Source organism: Pseudomonas luteola NBRC 103146 (assembly GCF_002091675.1).
Classification (GTDB): domain Bacteria; phylum Pseudomonadota; class Gammaproteobacteria; order Pseudomonadales; family Pseudomonadaceae; genus Chryseomonas; species Chryseomonas luteola.
This window is the reverse complement of the sequence record NZ_BDAE01000009.1, coordinates 41016-63408: the sequence shown is the minus strand read 5'-3', so window position 1 is coordinate 63408 and position 22393 is coordinate 41016. Positions and strand designations below refer to the sequence as shown.

Genomic DNA, 22393 nt, shown 5'->3' with positions numbered 1-22393 from the left:
GTGTCGAAACAGGAGCATTCCATGATGGACCTATTACCCTGGCTTCCCCCTCATCCAGATCTCGGCGCAGCGATCAGCGAGGCCAAGCGAGAGGCAGACCCTGCCAAGCGGCTTAGTCAGGCGGCTTACTTATCTGGATTTCGACGCGACTTCACCCTTACCGCCCGACTGGATAAACTTGCCGCAGAAGGACTGAGTGGTCTCACCACAGCAGGAGATCTGGCAGCCCTGGGTTTGCGTCCCTTGCGCATCGCCCTGCTTTCCTCCCATACCGTGGACCATCTCGTTCCTGCCATTCGGGTCGCAGGTCTCTCCCGGCGTCTGGCCTTGTCCGTGTATGTTGCCCCGTATGGCATGTATCGACAGGCCTTACTAATGGACGACCCTGCGCTATCGTCCTTTGCCCCCCAGGTGATTCTGTTGGCCGTGGATGCAAAAGACACTGCTCTGCAGCTGCCCCTGGATGCATCAGAGGCGCAGGTTTCAAGCGCCGTTGAGACGCGTATCGAGGAGTTACGCCACCTCTGGCGCCTCGCCCGGGAACGTTACGCAGCGCAGGTTATTCAGCAAACGCTTGTCACTGCAGAACCCTTGCTGTTCGGCTCATTCGAAGCCCATGTTCCAGCCGCGCCCTTTGCCGTAATCGAGCGGCTCAACACCGCCATCCGTGCAGCGGCAAAGGAAGAAGGTGTACTGCTGATGGACCTGGCGTGGCAAGCTGCACAAGGGATGTATGGCACCGGTCTGGCTGAGCCTGTGCGGTGGCACCAAGCCAAACAGCTGGTCAGCCCAACGCTGGCCCCCCTTTATGGCGATCAGCTGGCAAGGGTTGCTGCTGCCGGGGTCGGTCTCTCACGCAAGTGCCTGGTTTTGGACCTTGATAACACTCTGTGGGGCGGCGTGATTGGCGACGATGGTGTTCATGGCATCCAGATAGGCCAGGGATCACCGGCCGGTGAAGCGTTTCTGGCATTCCAGCATTACGCAGGGAAGCTGGCCAAACGAGGCATCATTCTCGCGGTCTGTAGCAAGAACGATCTGGCAGTAGCTGAAGCGGCGTTCGACCACCCGGAAATGGGTCTCAAGCGCTCCGATATCGCCGCCTTTGTCGCCAACTGGGAAGACAAGGCCGGCAACCTGCGGCGTATCGCCTCCATGCTCAATATCGGACTCGACAGCCTAGTCTTTGTCGACGATAACCCGGCTGAGCGTGACATTGTTCGCCGTGAGCTACCCGAGGTGGCGGTGCCGGAACTTCCCGAGGATGTAGCCGACTACCCTGCTCGCGTAGCGGCTGCCGGTTATTTCGAGACAGTCTCGTTCACCACAGACGACACTGCACGCAGCCGTCACTACGCCCTTAACGCCGAACGCAAGGTTGCCATGAGCCAGGCAACCGACATGGAAGGTTACCTGCGCGGTCTGCAGATGGTTCTTACCGCTACCACCATCGGCCCGGCAGAGTTGATCCGTACCACGCAGCTGATTAACAAGACCAATCAGTTCAACCTTACGACGCGCCGCTACAGCGAAGCGGAGGTCGAGCGCCTTGCAGCGGATGATCGTGCCATTACCCTTACGGTGCGCCTGAGTGACAAGTTTGGTGATAACGGTCTGATCAGTGTGGTCCTTGCACGTGCAGATACCGCATGGGCTCAGGATGAACTTCTTATCGATACCTGGCTGATGAGCTGCCGCGTTCTGGGCCGTCAGGTAGAAGAGGCCGTACTCGACGTGTTGATCAAACGCGCGACGGCAGCTGGCTGGGCAGCGCTCATCGGCGAATATCGCCCTACCGACCGGAACGGCATGGTTGCCGAACATTATGCAGCGCTGGGCTTTGATCATTGCCCAGCACCTGAAGGCGCTATCCCCAACGCCAGCTTCTGGCGTTATGACCTGCTCTCACCCCGTACTTCCCGCCACTTCATCGAGGTTACTGACGTATGAACGATAAGGACATTCTCAACGCACTGACCCAGGTCTTCCGCGACGTGTTCGATGACGACGACATTGTGCTTGCTCCAGACATGACCGCCGACAACATCGACGGCTGGGACAGCCAGACGCATGTCATCCTGATCGTGGCGGCAGAGCAGCGTTTTGGTATCAAGTTCAGGACCGCAGAGCTTGAGTCACTCAAGAATGTGGGCCATTTCGCTCAGCTGATACAATCCAAACTCGAAGGAGCGGCGGTGTCATGAAGACTTCAGCAGCGGATGACAAGCCCACCTCCAGTTCCGGCAGCAGGATTTCTGCCGGCTACCTGCTTGCACTATTTGGCGGAATGGCGGGTGCCCTCGCGGCGTTCTGGATGCTGCTGCTCGGCCTGCGCGGCACAGATAACCTGCCCCCACCGGCATTTTCCAATAGCCTGTGCGTTGACGAAAAACTCAGCTTTCTACGTGAAAATCCCATCGAATCGCCAGACCTGCTGGTGATAGGGTCATCTGTAGCCTGGCGGCATATCGATGGTGATGCCATCGTCAGGCATTCCCCAGGTACGCGCCCGCTGAACGGCGCCTTCTGTGGTCTGCATGCCAATCAGTCGGTATACGTTGCCAACTGGCTACTTGACCGGGAACCTACCGTCAGGCATGTCCTGATGGTAGTCGACCCCCAGGATTTTGCGGGTTGCTGGCGTGTTTCGGCTGCCGTATTCAATCGCAACGATGTTGATCAGTACGTGTATGAGAAAACGTCACCCTGGCTTTACTACATGCACTATTTCTCCCCCGGCTCGCTGATGCGCAATGCCTTGAAGGTAAAAGATCAGCGCGCCAACCGTATCGAGTTCGATCCCTTAGTGTTCAATCGCTACGGGGACGGCCCGCTCAATACGGTGAACAGTCGTGAATTGCTTTATGGCCGCCCGGAAGCGCTGGATTCAACCTGTTTCAATGCCCTGCAAACTCTGGCTACCCGTTTGTACCAGGAGGGACGGCAATTAACGGTCGTATCCACGCCATTACATCCTGACTGGAAAGCCCAGCAAGATCCAACAGGTGTATTTCTGGCTAATTTCGACCAGCAGCTTGCTACCGCCCTGGCGCCAACCAAGGCCCAGTATTGGAATGGCGACAAGGAATGGATTACCGCCAAAACATCCTTCATAGATGCAATCCACCTGCGCTGGTCAGCCGCCCAGAAGTTTTCCGAGGCCATGGTGCAAGAGATCCGAATCGCCAGAAATGACGTCGCGCCTGGAACCTGAGCGTTCTGAAATACGCCGACACGGAGGTCGGCAAGTCTCATGCTCACCACCTTGCAGCCATCTGCGATATACACTATGTCTTGATACTGGTGCGGCACCAATAAATAGAGGCATTTGTGGATTTACTATTTCTGGGCACGTCCGCTGGCGTACCGACCAAGAAACGCAACGTAACCGGGCTTGCCCTTCAGGAAGAGATGGGCAGCGACTGGTTTTTGGTCGATTGCGGCGAGGCCACTCAGCACCGGCTACTGCGTACACGTCTGTCGCTGCATGATCTGCAGGCCATCTTCATTACACATGTCCATGGTGACCACTGTTATGGCTTGCCAGGCCTCCTGGCCAGCGCAGGCATGTCAGGCCGAAAGAAGCCACTTCCCATCATTGCCCCGTCGGGCATTGCCGAATGGTTTAACGCGACTCGACAATTCACCCAGCTGTACCTGCCCTTTGACGTAGAGTTTCTGCCGGCTGAGGCGCTGGGGCAGTGGGCATTTCCACGGTGGACGGTCGATGCTACGCCCCTCTCCCATCGCGTGCCCTCTTTCGGCTATCGGTTTACCGAAACAGCCCGTGAACCTCATCTAAACACTGAAAAATTGAATGCCGAAGGTATTGCACGCGGCCCAATCTGGGGACAGCTGCGTAAAGGCATTGATGTGGTACATGAAGGCCAAACGTTTAAAAGCGCCGATTATGTGTACTACCCCCATGCGGCTCGCTGCCTGGTCGTCTGCGGTGACAACGATCAGCCCGAGCTGCTGCGGACCTTTTGCCAGCCAGCTCAGGTACTTGTTCATGAGTCGACATATACACAAGATGTTGCAGACAGGGCTGGCGATACATTCGGACATAGCTCAGCGGCCGGGATTGCGAGCTTTGCCCAATCCTGCGGGCTGCCCAATCTTGTCCTGACGCACTTTAGCGCCCGCTATCAAGCCAATCCGGAGCAGTCTCCCTCCATTGAGGATATCCGTAGTGAGGCTGCATATCATTACCAGGGCTCGCTGTTTCTGGCAGAAGACCTTGCTCGATATCGACTAGCCAAAACAGGGGTACTAAGCCTTGTTTCTGTGTGATCACTGGGTAGATGAGACCGGTAGCATCGTATGCCCTTGAACGCTCACGCCATTGACTCACTGCTTACGTCCAACGTCGACGGCGAGTAGCAGCTGTGATCCGGGACTAAAGCTTACCTGTTTCAGCTGCGTGGTCGTATATAAAGATTGATGAGTGTTTCAAGATATTACAGGATTAAGACGTAACAGATAGGTCCATGGTTATACACGTACAATTTTCATGTAGAAGATTAAAAAGCAAATCTGCACAATTGCGCCGTTCCAACGAAGCGCTATCTTAATCAGCGTCTGGTATCTACTTAGCAAAACTTGTATTTGAATAAAGTTCAAAGAATTTAATAACTTAGCAATTCTGCAACTTATCTTTCACCCAGCTTTCCATTGAATACAGGTTGTATTTGAACCTGTTCTGTAGTGATGTCATAGCTCATGAAGTGTGCTCCTCTGTATCGCCGCGTTTAGTGTGTTGGCGAAGTTGTTGTACTCGCGGCGATACAGTTTTTTATTCCCGTTGTTTTTCCGTCTGTACGCAGCCGCATACGGAGCGTGAGGGCAGTAAGCCGGAGTTACCTTTTCATCAGGACATGCTTTCACAGCGTTTTGCATGAGAAGTTTAAGATGAGCTCAATCAACAACATTGTAGTTATTACCTCCCCCCTTCCTGGTCTTAGAGCCTTATGCCAGCTCGCCAGCACGTTTCCTTCTCGCCTGGAAACCTGTGTCGTTGTGATGCTTCGTGTAGCAACCGACAGTCCTGTAGAGGCGCTCGTAACGCTTATGGGACGCTATACCTTCCTTCCCGTAAAAGTATGCACACCCGGCGAGCTACTCGTGGCGGGCTGCGTCTATCTCACTCCGCCTGGGTATCAAGTCACTATAGAGCCCAAGGGCATGATCAGGCTTAAACGGCTTGATTCCGCAAGGCATGAGCATGCCTCAGCAGATGAACTGTTCACCTCTGCAGCCAAGGTATTTGGGCCGTGTACAATAGGCGCGGTGTTATCAGCATCGGGACGAGACGGCGTCGAGGGCTTGCGCGCTATCAAAGGCGCCGGGGGGATCTGCATCGTAGAGGATCAAAGACAGGCTATTAGCTCGACCACGGCTATTCATGAACTTAGCGCCTGTAACCCGAACTACTGCGTGCCGGTAAAAGAAATGGGGCTTTTGCTTGCCCAACTAACGACTCAGCACTAACCCGCTTCATGTGACATCGCGACGGATCGTATTTAACCGTTTTTGCTTAATGATCAATGCTGCAAGAGGTGTCTTATGTCCGTGCCTGAGTTTTCTGACAAGGAAATCCTCACCTACACACTGGATGTCTTGAGAGAGCAGATTTGCCTGTATCGCGAACAGGTACCTGCCCCACTGCTTAACAATATCGAACAGGTTCTGGGTGGGCCGGTATGCAAGCCAGCCGAAGAACTCGAACAGCTGCGTTTCAACCAGTGGCTAGCATTGCACGCGTTCGATGCTCCTCTGGATGTTCATGAGAGAAAATGGTTATGGAAGGGCTGGCTGGCTCGAGCCAAATATCCTGAAAGTACTACATGAAGACAGCCATAGTTAGGCCAAGCAGCTGTCTGGCCTAACTATGGGACAAACATCAAAGCAGGCTCAGCCAAGCCGATCCCAATAACAGCAGGCCCATGAGACGGTTGAAGTATCTGACACGGGTGGCAGAATCGAGCCAGCGCGAAACGCTTGAGCCCAGCACCGCCCATGCCGTCAGACATGGAATCGATATCGCAAAGAATACAGATGTCAGCTGTACCACCTGCGCGGCCTTGTCTGACCCGGCTTGCGTAAACACGCTGATAACGGCGATCGCCATCATCCAGGTCTTTGGATTTATCAGCTGCAACCCGGCCGCTCCGCCAAACCCGACGCGCTTGTCATTGGCCATGGACTCACTCATCTCATTCAATGGCGTGGCTGGGCTGCTAAAGATCTGCCAGGCCAGATAACTCAACCACAGCACGCCGGCAGTGCTCATCACGAGCTGGATCAACGGGTAGCTCGTCAGGCTTTCGCCAATCCCCACGCCTGTTACCAGCACGATACCGGCCGCGCCCGCACACCCGCCCAGCACAATAGGTAATGCCTTCCAGAATCCATAGCGGGCACTGTGACTTAGCACCAGGATGTTGGTAGGCCCTGGAGTGATGGAGGCTACCAGAGAGAACAGAATGAACGGCACAGAAATCATCATATCGACTCCACAGTTATACGGCTGAAGTCGATTGTGGTGTTAGCTGCGTGAGGCGTCTGGAAGATTTGAGCAGCGCTTGCGGTAGCTGGCTGGAGTCAGCCCATAGGCGCGGCGGAACCAACGGCCCATGTGGCTCTGATCCGCAAAACCGAGTCTCATGGCAACCTCGGCCGGTTGATCGCCTTTCGCCAACATAAAACGAGCCTTGGCGAGTCGCAGCTGGATGAGGTAAGCATGCGGTGCCAAACCAAAGGCGGCCTTGAAGGCTCGGGTCAAGCGAAATCGATCCACACCTACGGTATTAGCAAGCTCATCCAGGCCTACATCGTCCTGCATGTGAGCGTGAAGATAATCTCGAACGCGATAAGCCACCAACGGAAGTCTGGGATCATAAGCTCCCCGCATTCGCCATTTCACATGGTCGGTCAGCTTGATCAGCAATTGATCCAGCGCGGTCTGCCTTACTATTCTCAACTCATTGTATTCGAGCGCCTTGAACGCATCGGCAATAGCGATCATGAGTTCGGTCTGATCGGTCAGTGTCGCGCCAAAACTGGGAAGGCATTGTACAGGCGCATCCTCATGCAACATCCTCAGCTCACGCTCGATCCACTGCGGCTCCAGATAAAGCATGGAGTAGGTAAACCCACCCTCTGCCGGCGCATGGCCATCGTGAATCTCACCCGGCTCAAGCATGAAGACCTTACCAGGGGTGCTGACGTGCAGCGCATTGCGGCAGCTGAACTGCTGCACGCCTTGCTCGGTAAACCCTACAAGATAGCTGTCATGCCAATGGGGATCATAGGCATGACCCTCAAAATGAGCACGAATGGTCTCGATGCCGGTTTCGGCGTCCTGGTTCAGGTGAACCCAGCTTTTCCTGTCGTCTGTCATAGTTAGGACTTTCGCCTTGATATCATGGACGGCAACAAACAGATCGTCTTGGGATCGTATCAGCCTCTTTCCGATTGAATCTGGAACATTTGTGCAATCATATTGAGCGTTGACTTAATTGGCGCAGCCAGGACCAGCCCAGGAATATGTTCAAACGACATGCGTGCAGACCAACATCCCGCTTGTTTCTTGGAACAGTAACGGTTAGATCTCGAAGCGATTTAACCCGGTTTCTCGAGCCAGACTTTCCGTCTGAAAAGAGCACCATTGAAGAACACCTTGCCAGATGCTTACGGGACGTACTGGTACTTACACCTATACAACAGATCACTGATCCTGGGGAAAACGATCTAATTATAGATGTCTGCGTCAAGGATTTTCGCTGGGGAACAGTCTTGTTACCTAATATGGGAGCGATTGACTGTCTGCTTCTCTGGCCTCCCAAAATTGCATTGGAGGCAACGCTATATAGCGTAATACCAGGCGCCCCCAGGACTGTCTTTTTTGCGGAAGAAATAATGACGTGGAGATCATACTTGCGTCTGCGGCTTTCCTGGAAAGCTGTTTTAAATCTTAAGCCAGCGGTAGGACGACAAGAGCTTGAGGGCCTATTGTATCTAGCCTGTAACCGACTTTTGCTTCAGGTTAGACCGTATCTGTAGTCCATAGACACACCTCATTATCGATGTCTCAAATAGGGCCGCGCTCAAACCGGTACACATCCATCGCCAATATCTGATGGTTTATCTCGCTGAACCATACGTGTGCCTCGCTCTGCTCACCCGCTGCACCCAATGCAACGAAAAGAGGTAACAAGTGCTCATCACTCGGGTGAGCCTGAACGCCCTCCAGTGACTGCCCACGGTAGTCCAGCAGAGCGGCTATATCTCGAGTCTTCAAGCGGTCTTGCATCCACGCCTGAAAGTCTGTGACGTAGCGGGGAACGGACCGGTGCGGCCTGCGAAAATCGCCCAGGTTATGTGTCAGACTGCCTGACGCGATAAGAAGTACGTCGTCAGCCAATGATGACGCTAATGCCTGACCGAGCTGGTAGTGATAGGCAGGACCCTTGTTTTCATCAATGGACAGGTTGACGACTGGAACATCGGCATCAGGATACATGTAACGCAGTGGCACCCACGCGCCATGATCCAGCCCGCGATTAGGATCAATACGTACCGGCAACCCTTGAGCCTGCAACGCCTCTGCCAGCTGAAAAGCCAGGTCAGGTTCACCCGGCGCGTTGTAGCGCAGCGCATAAAGCGCCTGAGGAAATCCATAAAAGTCATGGATAGTGTCATGCTGCGCGGTCGTTCCGAGCACTGGATATGGCGCCGAAAAATGAGCGGATACCATCACAATGGCTCGCGGACGTGGTAACACCGCGGCAAGCTCCGTCCAGGCCTGCCCTGCCCGCCCTGCATCCAATGCCTCCATTGGCGAACCGTGGGATATGAAAATCGTGGGAAGTCGGCTCATGGTGTTCTCCTCAAGGATGCAGCGCGGTTTAGAACATTAATCCTTACGAAACGATGGCTTCAGAGCCAAGGCACCGGGTCCCAGGAGTGCCAACGCAGCGGCCGTGACCGCCAGAAAAACAGGATATTCCCAGCCGCCATCAGCTGCGGTAAATGACCAGCCGTTTCCAAAGTGTACGGAAGAGGCTGCCAGTAATTGTACTGCCGCAACGGCTGCAACCCAGCGAGGCAGGATGCCCAGTATCAGCATTGCACCCGCCAGAATTTCGAAGAACGTAACCGGATAGGCCAGCACGCCTGGAAAACCAACCGATTCAAAGAACTGTGCGGTACCCGGCAAGGTAAAAACGAACAGCTTTGTAAGGCCGTGGGCCAGAAACATGATACCTAGCGCTAAGCGCAACAGGAGCGCGGCATAGGGAGCGGTACGAGTATCCATCGTTAAATCCTTAGAAAAAAGTGCGGTCGGTCAGATACCGCTATTCTTTGTATTTCCCTTTTAGAGATAAATAGGGTAAATAAAAATGAATTATTTACATTTTAGAAATTGATATGGATACGCTTTCTGCGCTATCTGCCTTCGTCAAAGTAGTGGAACTAGGGTCATTCGCTGCGGCCGCTGATCGACTTGAACTGTCCCGCTCGGGACTTACGAAACTGATCGCCTTTCTTGAGCGTAAATACGATGCGAGACTGCTTAACCGGACGACACGCAAGCTAAGCCTTACCGATGCGGGTCGTGCACTCTATGAGCGGATTCTTCCGTTACTGGCCGAGTTTGATGACCTGGAAACAGCCCTGCAGTCTGATGTCCAGCATCCGCGGGGGCGGCTACGGGTCAATGCCCCGTTCTCCTTTGGTATCCTGCAGCTGGCCCCGGTAATTGCCCGATACATGGAGCAATACCCAGAGGTATATGTTGATCTTGAACTGAATGACCGAGTCGTTGACCTTGTAGAGGAAGGTTTCGATCTGGCAGTACGTATTGGTCAGCTCGACGACTCCAGCTTAGTCGCACGTCAACTGGCCGTACTCGACGTAGTGGTGTGTGCCTCACCGCTCTACCTGAAACAGCATGGAACGCCAGCGCATCCACTGGAACTCAGACAACACCGCTGCCTCAACTATACGTACGCGCGCCAGGGTAATGAATGGCTCTTTCAACGCGACGAAGAAGAAGTACGAGTCAAGGTATCCGGGATGTTTCGGGCCAATAACGGCGATGTTTTGCGAACTGCAGCCTTGGCAGGTCATGGAATTATTCTGCAGCCAAGCTTCATCATTGGCGATGACATAAAAGCTGGCCGCCTGGTGCCGCTACTGCAAGCGTGGAAGACCAGCTACACCCCCATTCTCTATGCTGTTTACCCTCACCGCCGCTTCCTTTCAGCCAAAGTGAGGACATTTATCGAGCATCTGCAACATAGTCTAGGAGGCGGTTTGCCTACAGGTTAGCGATGGATTTCACGACACTGGTCTCTGCAGGTGCAGCGGGTTCTACACGCACTGTTCGGATAGCTTCTACCAGATCCTCCTCCGCTACATGCGCCGCCGTTTCCTGGAGCAAAGAACGCAGATTCTTTTCAATCGTTGTGCACAGACTATCCATGGCGATCTGGTGCTGGCTGTCGGCAAAAGGTGCCTGAAGCTCGGTTCCTATTCGCTCTAATGCGAGCAGCATGAAACCTACCACAGAGGAAACAACAGGGGTGTACCAGCCTAATGTACTGACTAGCCCCATGGGCATGATGATGCAAAAGAGCGTTGTAAAAAGTCTTGGAAAATAGACATAGGGATAAGGTAATGGCGTGTTGTTAATGCGTTCCATGCCGCCCTGGCAGTTGGACATATCCACGAGAGTCGATTCAATTCGTGCCAACCGGATACTATCGAGGCGACCCTGGTTTAGCTCTCTAACCAATAGTTGTGCGGTGCCGTTGAGTATGTCATTGGGGAAATTGCTGCTGCCTTCAGCCATTGATAACTCGTGCCGGGCCAAGTAGGGTCCCGCAGCTTCTGCGCATGAGGTACCCTTCAGATGTGCGCGCAGTGCATTAATATAGGCCATATGACGTAGCAGAAGAACCATCTTTACTCGATTACGCCCTATGCCCACATCATCAATAAGTGTCATCACCTGCCGGCCGAAACTGCGAGAGCTATTGACCATTGCGCCCCACAAGGTACGCGCTTCCCACCAGCGGTTATAGGCACTGCTATTACGAAAGCTGATCAGCACTACCAATGCTGAACAAAGCAATGTCAGGGGCGTGAGTGGCAAGTCAATCGGGTCTTTTACGTACAGCATAGCCTCTGCTGTGACGGCTATGTCCCACACAAGCAGCCAGAACAAAGACCAACCTACATAAAAGAAAGTCTTGCGTAACAAGGCGACTTTCTTATGGATCGACCTGGACATCGGAACACCTTTAGCAGCGCAATGAATGGTTGCCTATCTCTACTGGCTCGCCGCGGACTTGCCGTAAAAGAGTTTTCGAATCAGCAACCTGTTCTATTCAGAACGTGTCGGCCATCTGATTCATAACCTTTGGCAAGGCTCGACGGGTGGTTAGGCTAACTAGCGCGCTAAAAGCGTTTTATAAGGTCTAGCCAGGGCAACGGACCGCCTATCGATATCTCTCAGCTTTCTGATTCACCAGTAATATTCAACCGATAAAACTCATGCAGCTTTTCCTGCAGTAGTTTCTTGTCGGGCAAATGGGTCTGGTATTCCGCCACAAGCGCAGGCGACAAAGAGCGATTCAACGCGTACTCAACGACTTCATCATCCTTGCTGGCACAGAGCAGAACACCAATTGCCGGATTTTCATGCGCCTTGCGTACGGTGCGGTCCAGCGCCTCAAGGTAGAACTCGAGTTTACCCAGATATTCCGGCTCGAATCGGCCTACCTTGAGCTCGATTGCCACCAAGCAGTTCAGCCCCCGATGGAAGAACAGCAGGTCCAACGCGAAATCCCGTCCACCCACCTGTAAGGGATACTCGGAGCCGACGAAGCAGAAATCCCGCCCGAGTTCGATCAGAAAATCCCTGAGTCGCTGCAGCAGTCCGTGGTGCAAATCAGCCTCTGCATGTCCCTCCGGAAGCCCAAGAAATTCGACCATATAGGCATCCCTGAACACACTCAGCGCCTCAGGATGACTTTGTCTCAGCGCTGCCGAGACTTTTGCAGGCTGCGTAACGGAGCGCTCAAACAGTGCAGACTTGAACTGCCGCTCCAACTCACGGCTGGACCACCGTTCCTGCATGGCCAGCCGTAAATAGAACTCACGCTCTTCGGGGCGCTTGCTCTGACTGAGAACAATGAGGTTGTGGGTCCATGGTAACTGCCGTACCAGAGCGGCTAGTGATGGTTCGTTACGGTACGCTTCATAGAACTGGCGCATTCTGAACAGATTGGCGCGAGTGAAACCCCGCAAGCCGGGTTGAGTCTGTGCAAGATAGCGCGCCAACTGATCGACGACCCCGTCTCCCCACTCCGCGGTTTCAAGCTTGGCGCTGATATACGCCCCTACCCGCCAATACAAATCGATCAACTCGATGTTGACGGCCTGAACTGCTCGCTGGCGAGCGGTTGAAATAAGACTGGCTACCTCAGCAAAACGCTTGTCATCCAGAGGCAGATTGGGCGTGGTCTGATCAGACATACCGTGGAGAACGTCCAGGATAATTATTGGAAACGGCGGATTTAAAGTGACTCTTTAGGTTATCTCGACCTGGTAACGAAAGCCTTCTGCCGCACCTCGAGACACTCTGTACTCAATGGGAAGCCGGTCATAGCCCAGCGCGATACGCTCGATCACGACAACCGGTTTGCCCTCCTCGATTTCCAGAATCCGAGCCGTTTCAGCCGAAGCCGATTCCACCGTCAGCGTTTCCTGCGCTGATGCGACATGCTGGCCGCATTGCTGCTCGTAAAAGGGATAAAGCAGATTGCCGAACCTGCCCGGGTCTACGTCTAGAAGCCTGGAAAACTTCGAGCCGGGAAGCCAGATATCCTCATAGAATTTCCGCTGTCCCTCGATAACGCGGACGCGCTCCAGATGTACTACCTGCTCATGCTTCTTGAGAATTAGTGCATGGATCACGGCCTGAGGAGGCTGCTCGAGCGTGCGGCTGAGTACCTGACTGGTCGGCACAGCCTGGCTACCGGACGAATCTATTTGGCGAAAAAAACGAAAGAATGAGGCATTGAAGCTTGGCCGACGAACAAACGTCCCCCTGCCCTGGCTTCGTTCGAGCAAGCCCTCGCTCACCAGCGTATCCACTGCCTTTCTCACCGTCCCGATGGCAACGCCATAGAGCTTGGTCAGTTCAGCCTCGGTGGGAATCGACTGGCCTGGCAACCATTCACCTGACGCAATCCTGGCCAGTATTTCATCACTTAACCGTTGATAGAGCGGTAAACGCTCATCCTGTCCCAGCTTTGCGTTGTTCATATCGTCATCCAAACGACTGGTAGACCTACTTTACCACGAGCATCGTCGGGTGATGCATTGACAGCTAACACGCATCGCTATACGTTCCTCTATTCATATAGATGAATATATGTTTTATGGGCAAGGGCGGTGGTGACCTTTGCCAAAAACACACAACAAGGGTAGTGCCCATGTCTCAGCCATATATGCCTATCACGGGTATCGATACCCATGCACATATTTTTTCCCGTGACCTTCCCCTGACCGAAAACCGCCGCTACAGCCCTGACTACGATGCCCTTGTGGAAAGCTATCTGGCTCATCTGGAGCATTGCGGGCTTTCCCATGGCGTGTTGGTACAGCCCAGCTTCCTGGGGACCAACAATAACTTCATGGTAGGTGCGCTGCGGGTTTATCCGGAACGGTTACGTGGGACAGCGGTAGTCAATCCCGAAGTCAGTGACGCCGAACTCAATGAATTGGAAAAGGCAGGAGTAGTGGGTGTAAGACTGAACCTGGTCGGGCTTCCGCTGGAAGATTACTCACAGCCACGGTGGCAAACCTTTTTTAAGAAGATGGCCGACCGAAACTGGTCGGTCGAAATCCAGCGTGCCATGGAAGACCTCTGCCTTATCGTTCCAACGCTATTGGATGCAGGGGTCAATGTTGTCATCGACCACTTCGGCTTGCCCGCCGGCTGTATAGATCCTGAAACGCCAGAACATCAGGCCTTCCTGTCGCTCCTGCCTGACTCGGCTATATGGGTCAAGCTGTCCGCCACCTATCGAAGCAAGGCCAGTCTAGAGCAAGCCACCCAGATGGTTGATATATTGCGCAACGCCTATGGGCACTCTGATCAACTGTTATGGGGTAGCGATTGGCCTCATACCCGCTTCGAGGACCAGACCGATTATGATGCCCAGTTTTCAATAATGACCTCCCTCCTCCCGGATGCGCTGGAAAGAAGGAAAGTGCTGGTGGACAACCCGGCCAGACTGTTCAAGTTCAAGCCCTGAAAACCAGACAATAACAACAAGGAAAGACAATTATGATGAGTCTGCTCGTCGTGACGGCGATTGCCGTTGCCATTGTTCTCGGGTACAAGACCCGGATCAATATCGGCCTGTTTGCTATCGCCTTCGCTTACCTGATCGGCTCGTTTGTGATGGGTATGAGTCCGTCGGAGGTCATCAACCTCTGGCCACTCAAAATCTTCTTTATCATTTTCTCGGTATGCCTGTTTTACAGTTTTGCCATCGTTAACGGCACCTTGGAAAAACTGTCGGAGCATTTGCTGTACAGCTGCAGAAAAGTGCCCTATCTGCTGCCCTACGCCGTCTTTGTTACTGCCGCCCTGATTGCTGCCTTAGGCGCGGGTTACTATACCGTACTGGCCTTCATGGCGCCGATCACGTTGCTGTTGTGTGAACGTACGGGCATGAGTCTCATCGTGGGCGCGATGGCGGTGAACTACGGAGCCCTCGGAGGGGCCAATTTTGTTTCCAGCCAAAGCGGGATCATTTTCCGCAGCCTGATGGTGAATGCGGGAATTCCGGAAGAAACCGCCTTCATAAACAGCTTTGGTATTTTCGCCAGTACGATCGTGATTCCTTTGCTGGTCATCACCGGGTTTCTCTTGTTCAGCGGGCACAAACAATCCATGCGGGAGGCTGCGTTCAACATCAGTGCACCTACGCCGTTCACGAAAGATCAGAAAACCACGCTGTGGTTGACCCTTCTAATGATGGGGCTTGTCTTGCTGGCTCCTATCGCCCACCTTGTCTTCCCGCAGAATGACACGATCAGCTTTATCAACTCGAAGATGGATATTGGTCTGATCGCCAGTGTTTTCTCCGTGATTGCCCTGCTGCTCAAGCTGGGCGATGAGCGCAAGGTCATGGCTACGCTCCCCTGGTCTACCATCATCATGATCTGTGGCGTAGGCATGCTAATCTCGGTTGCGATCAAGGCCGGCACGGTTGATCTCCTGGCGTCCTGGATCAGCGCCAATATACCGGCCGTCCTGGTACCTGTTGCTTTTGGTGTGATCGCGGCGCTGATGTCCTTGTTCTCAAGTACATTGGGCGTGGTAACACCTGCGCTCTTCCCGATCGTGCCTGCAATTGCCGCTAATCTGTCCATTGATCCGATGATCATTTTCATCTGCATCGTAGCGGGGGCACAGGCAACCTCTATTTCGCCTTTCTCTTCCGGTGGAAGCCTGCTGCTGGGCTCATGCCCCACTGAACAAAGCCGCTCTGCTCTCTTTCCCAAGCTCCTGTTCAAGGCAGCGCCACTCGGCTTCATCGCCGCCCTGGTGTTCAACTTTGTTTTAACATTCTGCTTGTAACATTGGCGTGTTCGCCAAGCCCCGGGTTAAACACCCGGGGCTTTTTCGTCTTGATTACAGAAGTGTCATAGTAGTTTGGTTGCTTTATAATGGGCTGGTATTACTAAGAAAAAATAAGCATTTAATGCAAAACGAAGGCACCAGGGTTGATTCAGTGGTTTAGACGCTTCACTCTAACGTCGAGCCTGTACTCGAGCGGTGAGTCTACTGTCTAACGTCAATTCTTCTCGCGCCCTACGCTGGTTTCGGCGTTTAGGCTGGGCCAGTGTAGTTTTCCTGTTATTGCTGGCATCCGGTTCGCTCGGCTTTGCGTTGTTGATTCGCTCGCTGGGTATTACACACTGGAATCTACAAGGGCTGTATCTGAATACTCACTCGATAGGGTTACAGAGCCTATCGCTTGTCCAAGCCGATAAAGATGGTACAGAGCAGTCACTCAACACCGGGCCACTGATGTTTGAGTGGACCGGGCGTCATCTCAGGATCGATCACGTTGAGCTCGCGCTGGCTGCTATTCCAAACGGTACCAGCGGTGAGCCTATTGGCCCTCTGCACCTTGACGCTCCTCTCGCAATACCGACATGGCTACCCGATCGTCTGGATGCACCTGATTTCACGTTGTCTCTGCCCTGCGCACAAGGCCAGTGCAGGTTGGAAGGCTCCTTGAGTGCAAGCCAGGCAAACAACCAGGCCTTGCCCCTCAGCCTGGAGCTCACGCTTCGTCATGAGGGGCGCACATTACAAACCCTGGCCTTGCTTGAGGGCACACCAGAGGCACCTCGCCTGACAGCCAACCTTGCCATTGATGATCAGCCAAGGCTTGTGCTACGGACTGCGCTAACGCCCCACGGCGACGGAGTGGCTTGGGGCGGTGACCTCCTGATTCCTGCCTTTAATGAAGGCCCCTGGGTTCTGGACTGGATCAACCAGTGGTGGCCAATGCCTGCCGTGAACGCTGAATCCCTGCCGGGTGCTCTTCGAGTACAAGGTAACTGGCAGTTGTCCCTACCTAACACAATTGACGACCTCCAGTCCCTGCTTAATGCACAAGGCAGTATTCGGCTTGATGCGCATTTACCCCAAGCCTGGCCGGTGCCAGGACTGGGATCACTTCAAGGCGATGCCAGCGTGGATGCTACAGTGGATCACGGCTATGTAATGCCTCGAGCCCTGCAAGCCGATCTGCAACTTGCAGTAAGGAACCAACCTTGGCAGCTCCAACTCCCGCAGGGTATACGACCCGACCAACTCCATATCCGGGCGCAGACACCGGCATCTATTGATCAGCCGGACGTGCTGCTCCCCCTCGACTTTACCCTAACCTCCCGTGGCGAAGCGGCTCTGGACCTGAAGGGACGCCTTAAGGTTGCTACTCAGGCCCCCTGGCGTCTCCAAGTGGATGGGCTTGATCTGCATGGAACCGTTCCAAACTTTAAGCAATCCGGCGTTGCCGTTCACACTCTCGACGTCAAACTAAAGGCGCAAGGGAAGATGGATCAGCGCAATGCTGAGCTGACCTTCTCCAATATCATGCTAGGTGCGCGCCAGCTGGACATCGGTAGCGGTACTTCGGGGACACGCCTGGACAACGTATCTGCAACTTCGCCTGAGCTCAACCTGATGGGGCGGCTGGACGATCAGCAGGACGTGCATTTCACATTGAAGGGCAACACTCAGCTCGAGACCAAGCGCATTGCTCACCCGCAGCTCAAGGCTGCCAAATGGAACTGGGATGGACAGCTTGAGTTGACGGATCGGGCGCTAGGTCTAAATGGTACACTCAGGACCGATACAGGCCTCAGCCTCAAGACCCGGCTTCATCAGTCTCCTGATCAGTCGTTCGTCCTAGAAGGCACACTGGACACATTATTCATGCGGGCTGGAAATCCCTTTGCAGCCACATTTACCGCCTGGCCGGCCTTGCTGGAATTCAATACGGGACGTCTTGACGGTCAGCTTGCCCTTCGTATCCCTCAACAAGGCGACATGAACCTGCATATTGATCTGGATGCTCAAGGTCTGGGCGGCATTTACGATCGTCTGGAAATGAATGGCGTTGGTGCAAAGGTTGCGCTTGATTTGAATAAGGATCAGCTGAGCGTAGCATTGCCTGCGTTCAAAGCCGATAGCCTTAACCCAGGGTTTACTCTAGGTCCTCTTGAATTGAGCGGCGCCTATCGCGCTCGGCTGGATGATCCACTGGCCGGCACGCTGTCCTGGCAACAGGCTCAAACGGCCATATTGGGAGGTCGCCTGTGGATACCGCCAAGCCAAGGCAACCTGGGCGACTTCACGCTTGCGCTGCCGGTGCATCTCTCAGGCCTGCAAGTCGCTTCACTATTGGAAGCCTACCCGACCGAGGGGCTCAGCGGCGAAGGTACAATTGACGGGCAGTTACCCCTGCACTGGACGCGCCAGGGTATTCGCGTCGAGCAAGGCGTTGTCAGCGCACGTGGAGCAGGCGTGCTACGCTTCCGCTCGGATCGAATCAAAGCGCTGGGGCGGAGCAATCCCGGGATGAAACTGGTAGCCGATGCGCTCGACGATTTCCATTACGAGGTACTTCGTAGCGGCGTTGATTACCGTGAAGACGGTACACTGATGCTTTCACTCCGCCTGGAGGGCCGCAACCCTGATATTGAAAAGGGCCGAGCGTTCAACTTTGGAATCAACCTTGAAGAAAATATTCCGCAACTACTGACCAGTCTGCAACTGACTGACCGAGTCAGCGACACCATTCAACGTCGTGTGCAGGAACGCCTGCGTCGTGATCAAACTGGCCCCAAAACCGAGGAGAAGCCCTGATGGGGTTGCGCCCACTATTCGGCATGTTGCTCTTATGCCTCCTGACAGCAGCCTGTACACCTACCGTACAGGTCGCGGTTCCAAACGAGCCGATCAACATCAACCTGAACGTAAAAATCCAGCATGAAATCTACATCAAGGTAGACAAGGCACTGGACAACGTTCTCAGCGAAAACAGCGGTCTATTCTAAGGAGCCAGCCATGCGAACCCGTGTTGCCAGTTTAATGCTGGCCTTGCTTTTCACCAGTCCCGCCTGGGCCATGAGCCTCAACGAGGCGATGGCCACCCTGAGCCATGCCAAGGCAAGTGGCCAGGTGGGCGAACAACCCAATGGCTACTTGGGCGCGGTTGATGGGAGCAGCCAAGGTACCGAAATTGCCAATCTGATCAATCAGGCCCGCCGCGATGAGTACCAGCGTCTGGCTCAGCAAAATGGCATCCAGCTGGGTGATGTAGAAGCCATCGCCGGCAAGAAAGCGATCGAGAAGACACCCGCGGGGCAATACATCCAGCTCAATGGAAAGTGGGTCAGAAAATAAACGGTACCTGCATGAAAAGCCAGCATCTTGCTGGCTTTTCTACATCTGCTTACTTGTAAGCTACTCGTTCAGATCCAGGCCTAACGCTTTGGCCAAGCCTGTACGGATACAACAAATTCGCCAATATCATGACTCCGGCTGGCACTTAATCACTCTCTTTGTGTCCATTTCTTCGAACCACATAGGGAATACGCCGAGTCCTCCGAGTACATCCGTTTGACGACGGCTTCTGGCAGATATCTGGAAAAGCACTGACATATGTATAGTCAACAATCGACACAAGGTACCAACCGCACCCCCTCCACTGTTCTCGTTGTAGAAGATGAGGAAGTGATTCGGGAATTCGTCCGTGAGCTTCTGGATGGCGAGGGCTTCAACGTCATGACCGCAGAGTCGGCCGACGTGGCTCATGCCCTTCTGCAGGACAAGGCGGCAGATATCGACCTGCTGATCACCGACATCCGTATGCCAGGCTCGATGGACGGTGCCCAACTTGCCAATCATGTAGGCGCTACATGGCCTCATATCCCGATCATCGTAATGTCCGGTTATGACACGCCAGCCACCGCCAGCATCAAGTACAAGGTCAGGTTTCTGCCCAAACCGTGGTCGATCGGCCAGCTAATCGATATGGTGACGGGTGTTGCGTACTCTGCGACTCCCAGCACCTGACCCTTCTTGAACGGGTTGAACAACACCTCTAGTTGATCAACCCGCTGCGGCACACGATTAAACCACTATCCATGAAGCATGCTCCGTGTTCGCCATAGGTCAGCTTGCGCTGCTGTTTTCCTAGCGCCTTTCGGGCAAATACGCCTGCTCGCTCAACGCTCTAAACAATCTTCACGGGCATATATGCGGACCTATGAGTATTGATACGCCTCCCTACCCCGTTACGCCTGATGGCCGCTATTTCGTGGTACGTGGTCAACTCTGGCGATGCACCAATCCTGCACTTCCAGAGGCGCAACGCAAGGTGCTTACCCACGAGTTGATGACGGCGCGCAGAGAGGTGGGCCAAGCGAAGCGCAACCACGACAAAGCGGCTGAACAGCAGGCGCGCCACCGGGTCGATGAAGCCAAGCGCGCTTTAGGTGAGCGTGGGCCCGTGTGGTGGACAGACGGAGCGCCCGACTATAACCGCCGACAAGTTGCCAACACGCCCTATGCAGGCTGGTTTGAAACATTGACGTCCTGAGAAATACCCAACCATTTCAGGCAATGGGTAGAATCAGCAGTAACCTCTAAAGGGGAATACTATGCTGACGGTTCTGGGAAAGGCGACATCGATCAATGTTCGCAAGGTCATGTGGACGTGCGAAGAGCTTGGCATTCCCTTCACTCTTGAAGAGTGGGGCACAGGGTTCAGGCCAACGGATGATCCGAACTTTCTAGCTCTGAATCCCAACGCCATGGTCCCGGTTATCCAGGACAAGGGATTCGTCTTGTGGGAATCGAATTCAATCATTCGCTATCTGGCGAACCACCATAATGGAGAGGTTCTATATCCGGTAGAGAATAAGGCTCGCGCCATCATTGATCAGTGGATCGACTGGCAGGCCTCTACGCTGAACCCCTCCTGGAGCTATGCCTTCCAAGCGCTGGTGAGGCGGTTATCCAGCCATCAGGATCCAGAACAAATCAGACAGAGTCATCGCCAATGGTCAGCATGTATGGCCATACTTGACGCCCAGCTTCAGAAAACCAAGGGTTATGTAGCAGGTGAAGTCTTTTCGCTTGCGGACATTCCGATCGGTCTTTCTGTGAACCGATGGTTCGAAACGCCTGTAACACATCCCCATCTACCCGCCTTAAACACTTATTATGATCGGCTGGCTGAGCGCTCCGGTTTTCTGGTCTATGGTAGAAATGGCATTCCGTAATTCAGCACGGACCTCATAACTGTAATGTTCAATCTGCTGCATTCTGTATATGGTTGTCTCTGGAGGCATACCGTTAAGGTTACGTTGATTCTCTAACGGAGCCTTGCGCATGTACCTTCCGACCCCTTTCAAGGAAACGGATCCAGCCGTTCTGCATCGCTTCGTCAAGGAGCACCCGTTGGGTGCCTTGGTTATACAGGGAAGTCATGGTTTGTCTGCCGAACATCTTCCGTTTTTGCTGGAAAGCGAGGAGACGGGTCTAGGCATTCTCAAGGCTCATGTGGCGCGTGCCAGCCAGCTCTGGCAGGAAGCGCTTAATGGTCATGACGAAACGCTTGTCATCTTCCAGGGGCCAAGCGCCTATATTTCACCTTCCTGGTATGCCAGTAAACTTGAAACGCACCGGGTCGTGCCGACTTATAACTATGCCACCGTACATGCCTACGGACGGATCAAGGTCAGAGACGATGCCCAATGGGTCAGAGGCCTTGTGGCTCGCCTGACCCGTGCACATGAGGCTACTCAGGACACGCCCTGGAGAATGACCGATGCGCCAGCCGACTTCATTGACGAGCAATTGTCTCGAATTGTCGGTATAGAAATCCACGTTTCCCGCTTGGAAGGAAAATGGAAGATGAGCCAGAACCGCAGCGAAGCGGACCGTAAAGGGGTACTTCAAGGCCTACACCGTGAATCTACACCTCAGGCCACCGAAGCAGCAGCCGAAATGCTTCGCACCTCACCAGAATAAGCCCAAACCCACCCCCTATTACGTCTGCGGACGATACCCTTTTAGAAAGAAGGCTACCGCTCTTTGCACGGCGGGGCCGATCAGGCTCGGGTCAATGGCGGGCTCTAACGCCAGCATAGCCTGCTCATGGAACTCGGCCTCCAGCAAAGCCTTGAGATGTAGCGCCGCTACCCAAGGATCAGAAGGTTCCAATACACCGTTATCCATGGCGTTACGGAGCACCTCTGCCATTCGAGACCAGCCAATCCTGGGTCCGTTCTCATAGTAGATAAGCCCTACCTGGCTGTTTCCGGCACTCGATTGCACCAGGCGTCGGCCCTGCATGATTTCAGGTCGAATAATGGTCTGGACATATTCATTACCAAACCGCTCCAGCATCTCGGGCAAATCGTCGTCTAGCGGAAGGTGCGCAAATATTGGCTCAAAATGCTTGGCAGCATTGGCGCGGATACATTCGGCAAACAGCTCTTCCTTGGAACTGAAATAGTTGTAGAGCGTCGCTTTTGAACCGCCTACGCGGCTGGCAATTTCAGACATGGATGCCTGATCAAAACCCAACTCCATAAAAACCGTCGAGGCAACGTCCACTATTTCGCGGCGTTTGCTTGGGCTTTTCGTTCTCATCCTGCGTCCATGATCACCAACATAATCCTGCCATGCTAAGGCAGATCGTCACACCAGGAAACTTAATAGCGTTTTAATACTCATAGGCCACCAGATAAAAGCAAAGTAATAGCTCTTTGCTTT

The 22393-nt window shown here is 53.8% G+C and carries 24 protein-coding genes; 16 read left to right on the top strand and 8 right to left on the bottom strand.

The window, feature by feature from the left end; all coding sequences use genetic code 11:
* Positions 1–24 precede the first annotated feature (24 nt).
* The 6 genes from PLU01S_RS12115 to PLU01S_RS12090 all read left to right on the top strand — a co-directional run bounded on the left by PLU01S_RS12115 (position 25) and on the right by PLU01S_RS12090 (position 5850).
* The gene (locus PLU01S_RS12115) at positions 25–1950 is read left to right on the top strand and encodes an HAD-IIIC family phosphatase (protein WP_074826152.1); all 1926 of its coding nucleotides are present in this window, start codon (positions 25–27) and stop codon (positions 1948–1950) included.
* On the top strand, positions 1947–2204 hold the full coding sequence (locus PLU01S_RS12110) for an acyl carrier protein (RefSeq protein WP_019363858.1): 258 nt from the start codon (positions 1947–1949) through the stop codon (positions 2202–2204). The genes PLU01S_RS12115 and PLU01S_RS12110 overlap by 4 nt, the downstream gene beginning before the upstream one ends.
* Entirely contained in the window at positions 2201–3214 is a 1014-nt protein-coding gene (locus PLU01S_RS12105; RefSeq protein WP_019363859.1) for a hypothetical protein, read from the top strand. Before PLU01S_RS12110 ends, PLU01S_RS12105 begins: the two co-directional genes overlap by 4 nt.
* Positions 3215–3330: 116 nt before the next feature.
* A complete protein-coding gene (locus PLU01S_RS12100) occupies positions 3331–4293 on the top strand; it encodes a ribonuclease Z (protein WP_074825692.1) in 963 nt (320 codons plus the stop codon).
* Positions 4294–4911: 618 nt separating this feature from the next.
* On the top strand, positions 4912–5490 hold the full coding sequence (locus PLU01S_RS12095; protein WP_074825690.1) for a chemotaxis protein CheB: 579 nt from the start codon (positions 4912–4914) through the stop codon (positions 5488–5490).
* Positions 5491–5565: 75 nt separating this feature from the next.
* The gene (locus tag PLU01S_RS12090) at positions 5566–5850 is read left to right on the top strand and encodes a hypothetical protein (protein ID WP_019363862.1); all 285 of its coding nucleotides are present in this window, start codon (positions 5566–5568) and stop codon (positions 5848–5850) included.
* Positions 5851–5902: 52 nt separating this feature from the next.
* Here the strand turns inward: PLU01S_RS12090 and PLU01S_RS12085 are convergent, their stop codons facing one another.
* The 4 genes from PLU01S_RS12085 to PLU01S_RS12070 all read right to left on the bottom strand — a co-directional run bounded on the left by PLU01S_RS12085 (position 5903) and on the right by PLU01S_RS12070 (position 9319).
* Positions 5903–6508: a LysE family translocator gene (locus tag PLU01S_RS12085; RefSeq protein ID WP_010798524.1), complete on the bottom strand. Its 606-nt coding sequence runs from the start codon at positions 6506–6508 to the stop codon at positions 5903–5905.
* 39 nt (positions 6509–6547) lie between these two features.
* Entirely contained in the window at positions 6548–7402 is an 855-nt protein-coding gene (locus PLU01S_RS12080; protein ID WP_010798525.1) for an AraC family transcriptional regulator, read from the bottom strand.
* Positions 7403–8092: 690 nt separating this feature from the next.
* Positions 8093–8881, bottom strand: a complete 789-nt coding sequence (locus PLU01S_RS12075) for a dioxygenase family protein (protein WP_074825689.1) — start codon at positions 8879–8881, stop codon at positions 8093–8095.
* 36 nt (positions 8882–8917) lie between these two features.
* Positions 8918–9319 (bottom strand): DoxX family protein, encoded by a 402-nt coding sequence (locus PLU01S_RS12070; protein WP_074825687.1) that lies wholly within the window; start codon positions 9317–9319, stop codon positions 8918–8920.
* 113 nt (positions 9320–9432) lie between these two features.
* Here PLU01S_RS12070 and PLU01S_RS12065 point away from each other — a divergent pair, with 113 nt between their 5' ends.
* Positions 9433–10335 (top strand): LysR family transcriptional regulator, encoded by a 903-nt coding sequence (locus PLU01S_RS12065; protein WP_010798542.1) that lies wholly within the window; start codon positions 9433–9435, stop codon positions 10333–10335.
* Here PLU01S_RS12065 and PLU01S_RS12060 read toward each other — a convergent pair.
* The 3 genes from PLU01S_RS12060 to PLU01S_RS12050 form a co-directional block, all read right to left on the bottom strand.
* Positions 10325–11299, bottom strand: coding sequence for a bestrophin family protein (locus tag PLU01S_RS12060; protein WP_074825685.1), 975 nt, complete (start codon positions 11297–11299; stop codon positions 10325–10327). The two genes, PLU01S_RS12065 and PLU01S_RS12060, sit on opposite strands and share 11 nt — an antisense overlap.
* Positions 11300–11520: 221 nt before the next feature.
* Positions 11521–12546, bottom strand: a complete 1026-nt coding sequence (locus PLU01S_RS12055; RefSeq protein ID WP_074825682.1) for a PDDEXK nuclease domain-containing protein — start codon at positions 12544–12546, stop codon at positions 11521–11523.
* A 54-nt stretch (positions 12547–12600) separates the two neighbouring features.
* Positions 12601–13338 (bottom strand): GntR family transcriptional regulator, encoded by a 738-nt coding sequence (locus PLU01S_RS12050; RefSeq protein ID WP_074825680.1) that lies wholly within the window; start codon positions 13336–13338, stop codon positions 12601–12603.
* 170 nt (positions 13339–13508) lie between these two features.
* Here PLU01S_RS12050 and PLU01S_RS12045 point away from each other — a divergent pair, with 170 nt between their 5' ends.
* From PLU01S_RS12045 to PLU01S_RS12005, 9 genes are all read left to right on the top strand, one after another.
* A complete protein-coding gene (locus PLU01S_RS12045; protein ID WP_074825678.1) occupies positions 13509–14333 on the top strand; it encodes an amidohydrolase family protein in 825 nt (274 codons plus the stop codon).
* 32 nt (positions 14334–14365) lie between these two features.
* Positions 14366–15667: an SLC13 family permease gene (locus PLU01S_RS12040; protein WP_074825677.1), complete on the top strand. Its 1302-nt coding sequence runs from the start codon at positions 14366–14368 to the stop codon at positions 15665–15667.
* A gap of 198 nt (positions 15668–15865) precedes the next feature.
* The gene (locus PLU01S_RS12035; protein WP_139208778.1) at positions 15866–18472 is read left to right on the top strand and encodes an intermembrane phospholipid transport YdbH family protein; all 2607 of its coding nucleotides are present in this window, start codon (positions 15866–15868) and stop codon (positions 18470–18472) included.
* Positions 18472–18663: a YnbE family lipoprotein gene (locus tag PLU01S_RS12030; protein WP_019363875.1), complete on the top strand. Its 192-nt coding sequence runs from the start codon at positions 18472–18474 to the stop codon at positions 18661–18663. Before PLU01S_RS12035 ends, PLU01S_RS12030 begins: the two co-directional genes overlap by 1 nt.
* Positions 18664–18673: 10 nt before the next feature.
* Positions 18674–19012, top strand: coding sequence for a YdbL family probable chaperone protein (locus tag PLU01S_RS12025; protein ID WP_074825674.1), 339 nt, complete (start codon positions 18674–18676; stop codon positions 19010–19012).
* 258 nt (positions 19013–19270) lie between these two features.
* Positions 19271–19684, top strand: coding sequence for a response regulator (locus tag PLU01S_RS12020; RefSeq protein WP_019363877.1), 414 nt, complete (start codon positions 19271–19273; stop codon positions 19682–19684).
* Between the two features lie 193 nt (positions 19685–19877).
* A complete protein-coding gene (locus tag PLU01S_RS12015; protein ID WP_074825673.1) occupies positions 19878–20210 on the top strand; it encodes a hypothetical protein in 333 nt (110 codons plus the stop codon).
* A 61-nt stretch (positions 20211–20271) separates the two neighbouring features.
* Complete coding sequence (locus PLU01S_RS12010) at positions 20272–20895, top strand: glutathione S-transferase family protein (RefSeq protein ID WP_074825671.1); 624 nt, start codon at positions 20272–20274, stop codon at positions 20893–20895.
* A 109-nt stretch (positions 20896–21004) separates the two neighbouring features.
* Positions 21005–21646, top strand: a complete 642-nt coding sequence (locus PLU01S_RS12005; protein ID WP_074825669.1) for an FMN-binding negative transcriptional regulator — start codon at positions 21005–21007, stop codon at positions 21644–21646.
* Positions 21647–21664: 18 nt separating this feature from the next.
* Here the strand turns inward: PLU01S_RS12005 and PLU01S_RS12000 are convergent, their stop codons facing one another.
* Entirely contained in the window at positions 21665–22270 is a 606-nt protein-coding gene (locus tag PLU01S_RS12000; RefSeq protein WP_074825667.1) for a TetR/AcrR family transcriptional regulator, read from the bottom strand.
* Between the last annotated feature and the right edge of the window lie 123 nt (positions 22271–22393).

What these genes read in the sequence shown, in the direction of transcription:
- PLU01S_RS12115 (WP_074826152.1), top strand. Translation starts at nt 25, where the DNA reads ATGGACCTATTACCCTGGCTTCCCCCTCATCCAGATCTCGGCGCAGCG.
- PLU01S_RS12110 (WP_019363858.1), top strand. Translation starts at nt 1,947, where the DNA reads ATGAACGATAAGGACATTCTCAACGCACTGACCCAGGTCTTCCGCGAC.
- PLU01S_RS12105 (WP_019363859.1), top strand. Translation starts at nt 2,201, where the DNA reads ATGAAGACTTCAGCAGCGGATGACAAGCCCACCTCCAGTTCCGGCAGC.
- PLU01S_RS12095 (WP_074825690.1), top strand. Translation starts at nt 4,912, where the DNA reads ATGAGCTCAATCAACAACATTGTAGTTATTACCTCCCCCCTTCCTGGT.
- PLU01S_RS12090 (WP_019363862.1), top strand. Translation starts at nt 5,566, where the DNA reads ATGTCCGTGCCTGAGTTTTCTGACAAGGAAATCCTCACCTACACACTG.
- PLU01S_RS12085 (WP_010798524.1), bottom strand. Translation starts at nt 6,508, where the DNA reads ATGATGATTTCTGTGCCGTTCATTCTGTTCTCTCTGGTAGCCTCCATC.
- PLU01S_RS12080 (WP_010798525.1), bottom strand. Translation starts at nt 7,402, where the DNA reads ATGACAGACGACAGGAAAAGCTGGGTTCACCTGAACCAGGACGCCGAA.
- PLU01S_RS12075 (WP_074825689.1), bottom strand. Translation starts at nt 8,881, where the DNA reads ATGAGCCGACTTCCCACGATTTTCATATCCCACGGTTCGCCAATGGAG.
- PLU01S_RS12070 (WP_074825687.1), bottom strand. Translation starts at nt 9,319, where the DNA reads ATGGATACTCGTACCGCTCCCTATGCCGCGCTCCTGTTGCGCTTAGCG.
- PLU01S_RS12065 (WP_010798542.1), top strand. Translation starts at nt 9,433, where the DNA reads ATGGATACGCTTTCTGCGCTATCTGCCTTCGTCAAAGTAGTGGAACTA.
- PLU01S_RS12060 (WP_074825685.1), bottom strand. Translation starts at nt 11,299, where the DNA reads ATGTCCAGGTCGATCCATAAGAAAGTCGCCTTGTTACGCAAGACTTTC.
- PLU01S_RS12055 (WP_074825682.1), bottom strand. Translation starts at nt 12,546, where the DNA reads ATGTCTGATCAGACCACGCCCAATCTGCCTCTGGATGACAAGCGTTTT.
- PLU01S_RS12050 (WP_074825680.1), bottom strand. Translation starts at nt 13,338, where the DNA reads ATGAACAACGCAAAGCTGGGACAGGATGAGCGTTTACCGCTCTATCAA.
- PLU01S_RS12045 (WP_074825678.1), top strand. Translation starts at nt 13,509, where the DNA reads ATGTCTCAGCCATATATGCCTATCACGGGTATCGATACCCATGCACAT.
- PLU01S_RS12040 (WP_074825677.1), top strand. Translation starts at nt 14,366, where the DNA reads ATGATGAGTCTGCTCGTCGTGACGGCGATTGCCGTTGCCATTGTTCTC.
- PLU01S_RS12030 (WP_019363875.1), top strand. Translation starts at nt 18,472, where the DNA reads ATGGGGTTGCGCCCACTATTCGGCATGTTGCTCTTATGCCTCCTGACA.
- PLU01S_RS12025 (WP_074825674.1), top strand. Translation starts at nt 18,674, where the DNA reads ATGCGAACCCGTGTTGCCAGTTTAATGCTGGCCTTGCTTTTCACCAGT.
- PLU01S_RS12020 (WP_019363877.1), top strand. Translation starts at nt 19,271, where the DNA reads ATGTATAGTCAACAATCGACACAAGGTACCAACCGCACCCCCTCCACT.
- PLU01S_RS12015 (WP_074825673.1), top strand. Translation starts at nt 19,878, where the DNA reads ATGAGTATTGATACGCCTCCCTACCCCGTTACGCCTGATGGCCGCTAT.
- PLU01S_RS12010 (WP_074825671.1), top strand. Translation starts at nt 20,272, where the DNA reads ATGCTGACGGTTCTGGGAAAGGCGACATCGATCAATGTTCGCAAGGTC.
- PLU01S_RS12005 (WP_074825669.1), top strand. Translation starts at nt 21,005, where the DNA reads ATGTACCTTCCGACCCCTTTCAAGGAAACGGATCCAGCCGTTCTGCAT.
- PLU01S_RS12000 (WP_074825667.1), bottom strand. Translation starts at nt 22,270, where the DNA reads ATGAGAACGAAAAGCCCAAGCAAACGCCGCGAAATAGTGGACGTTGCC.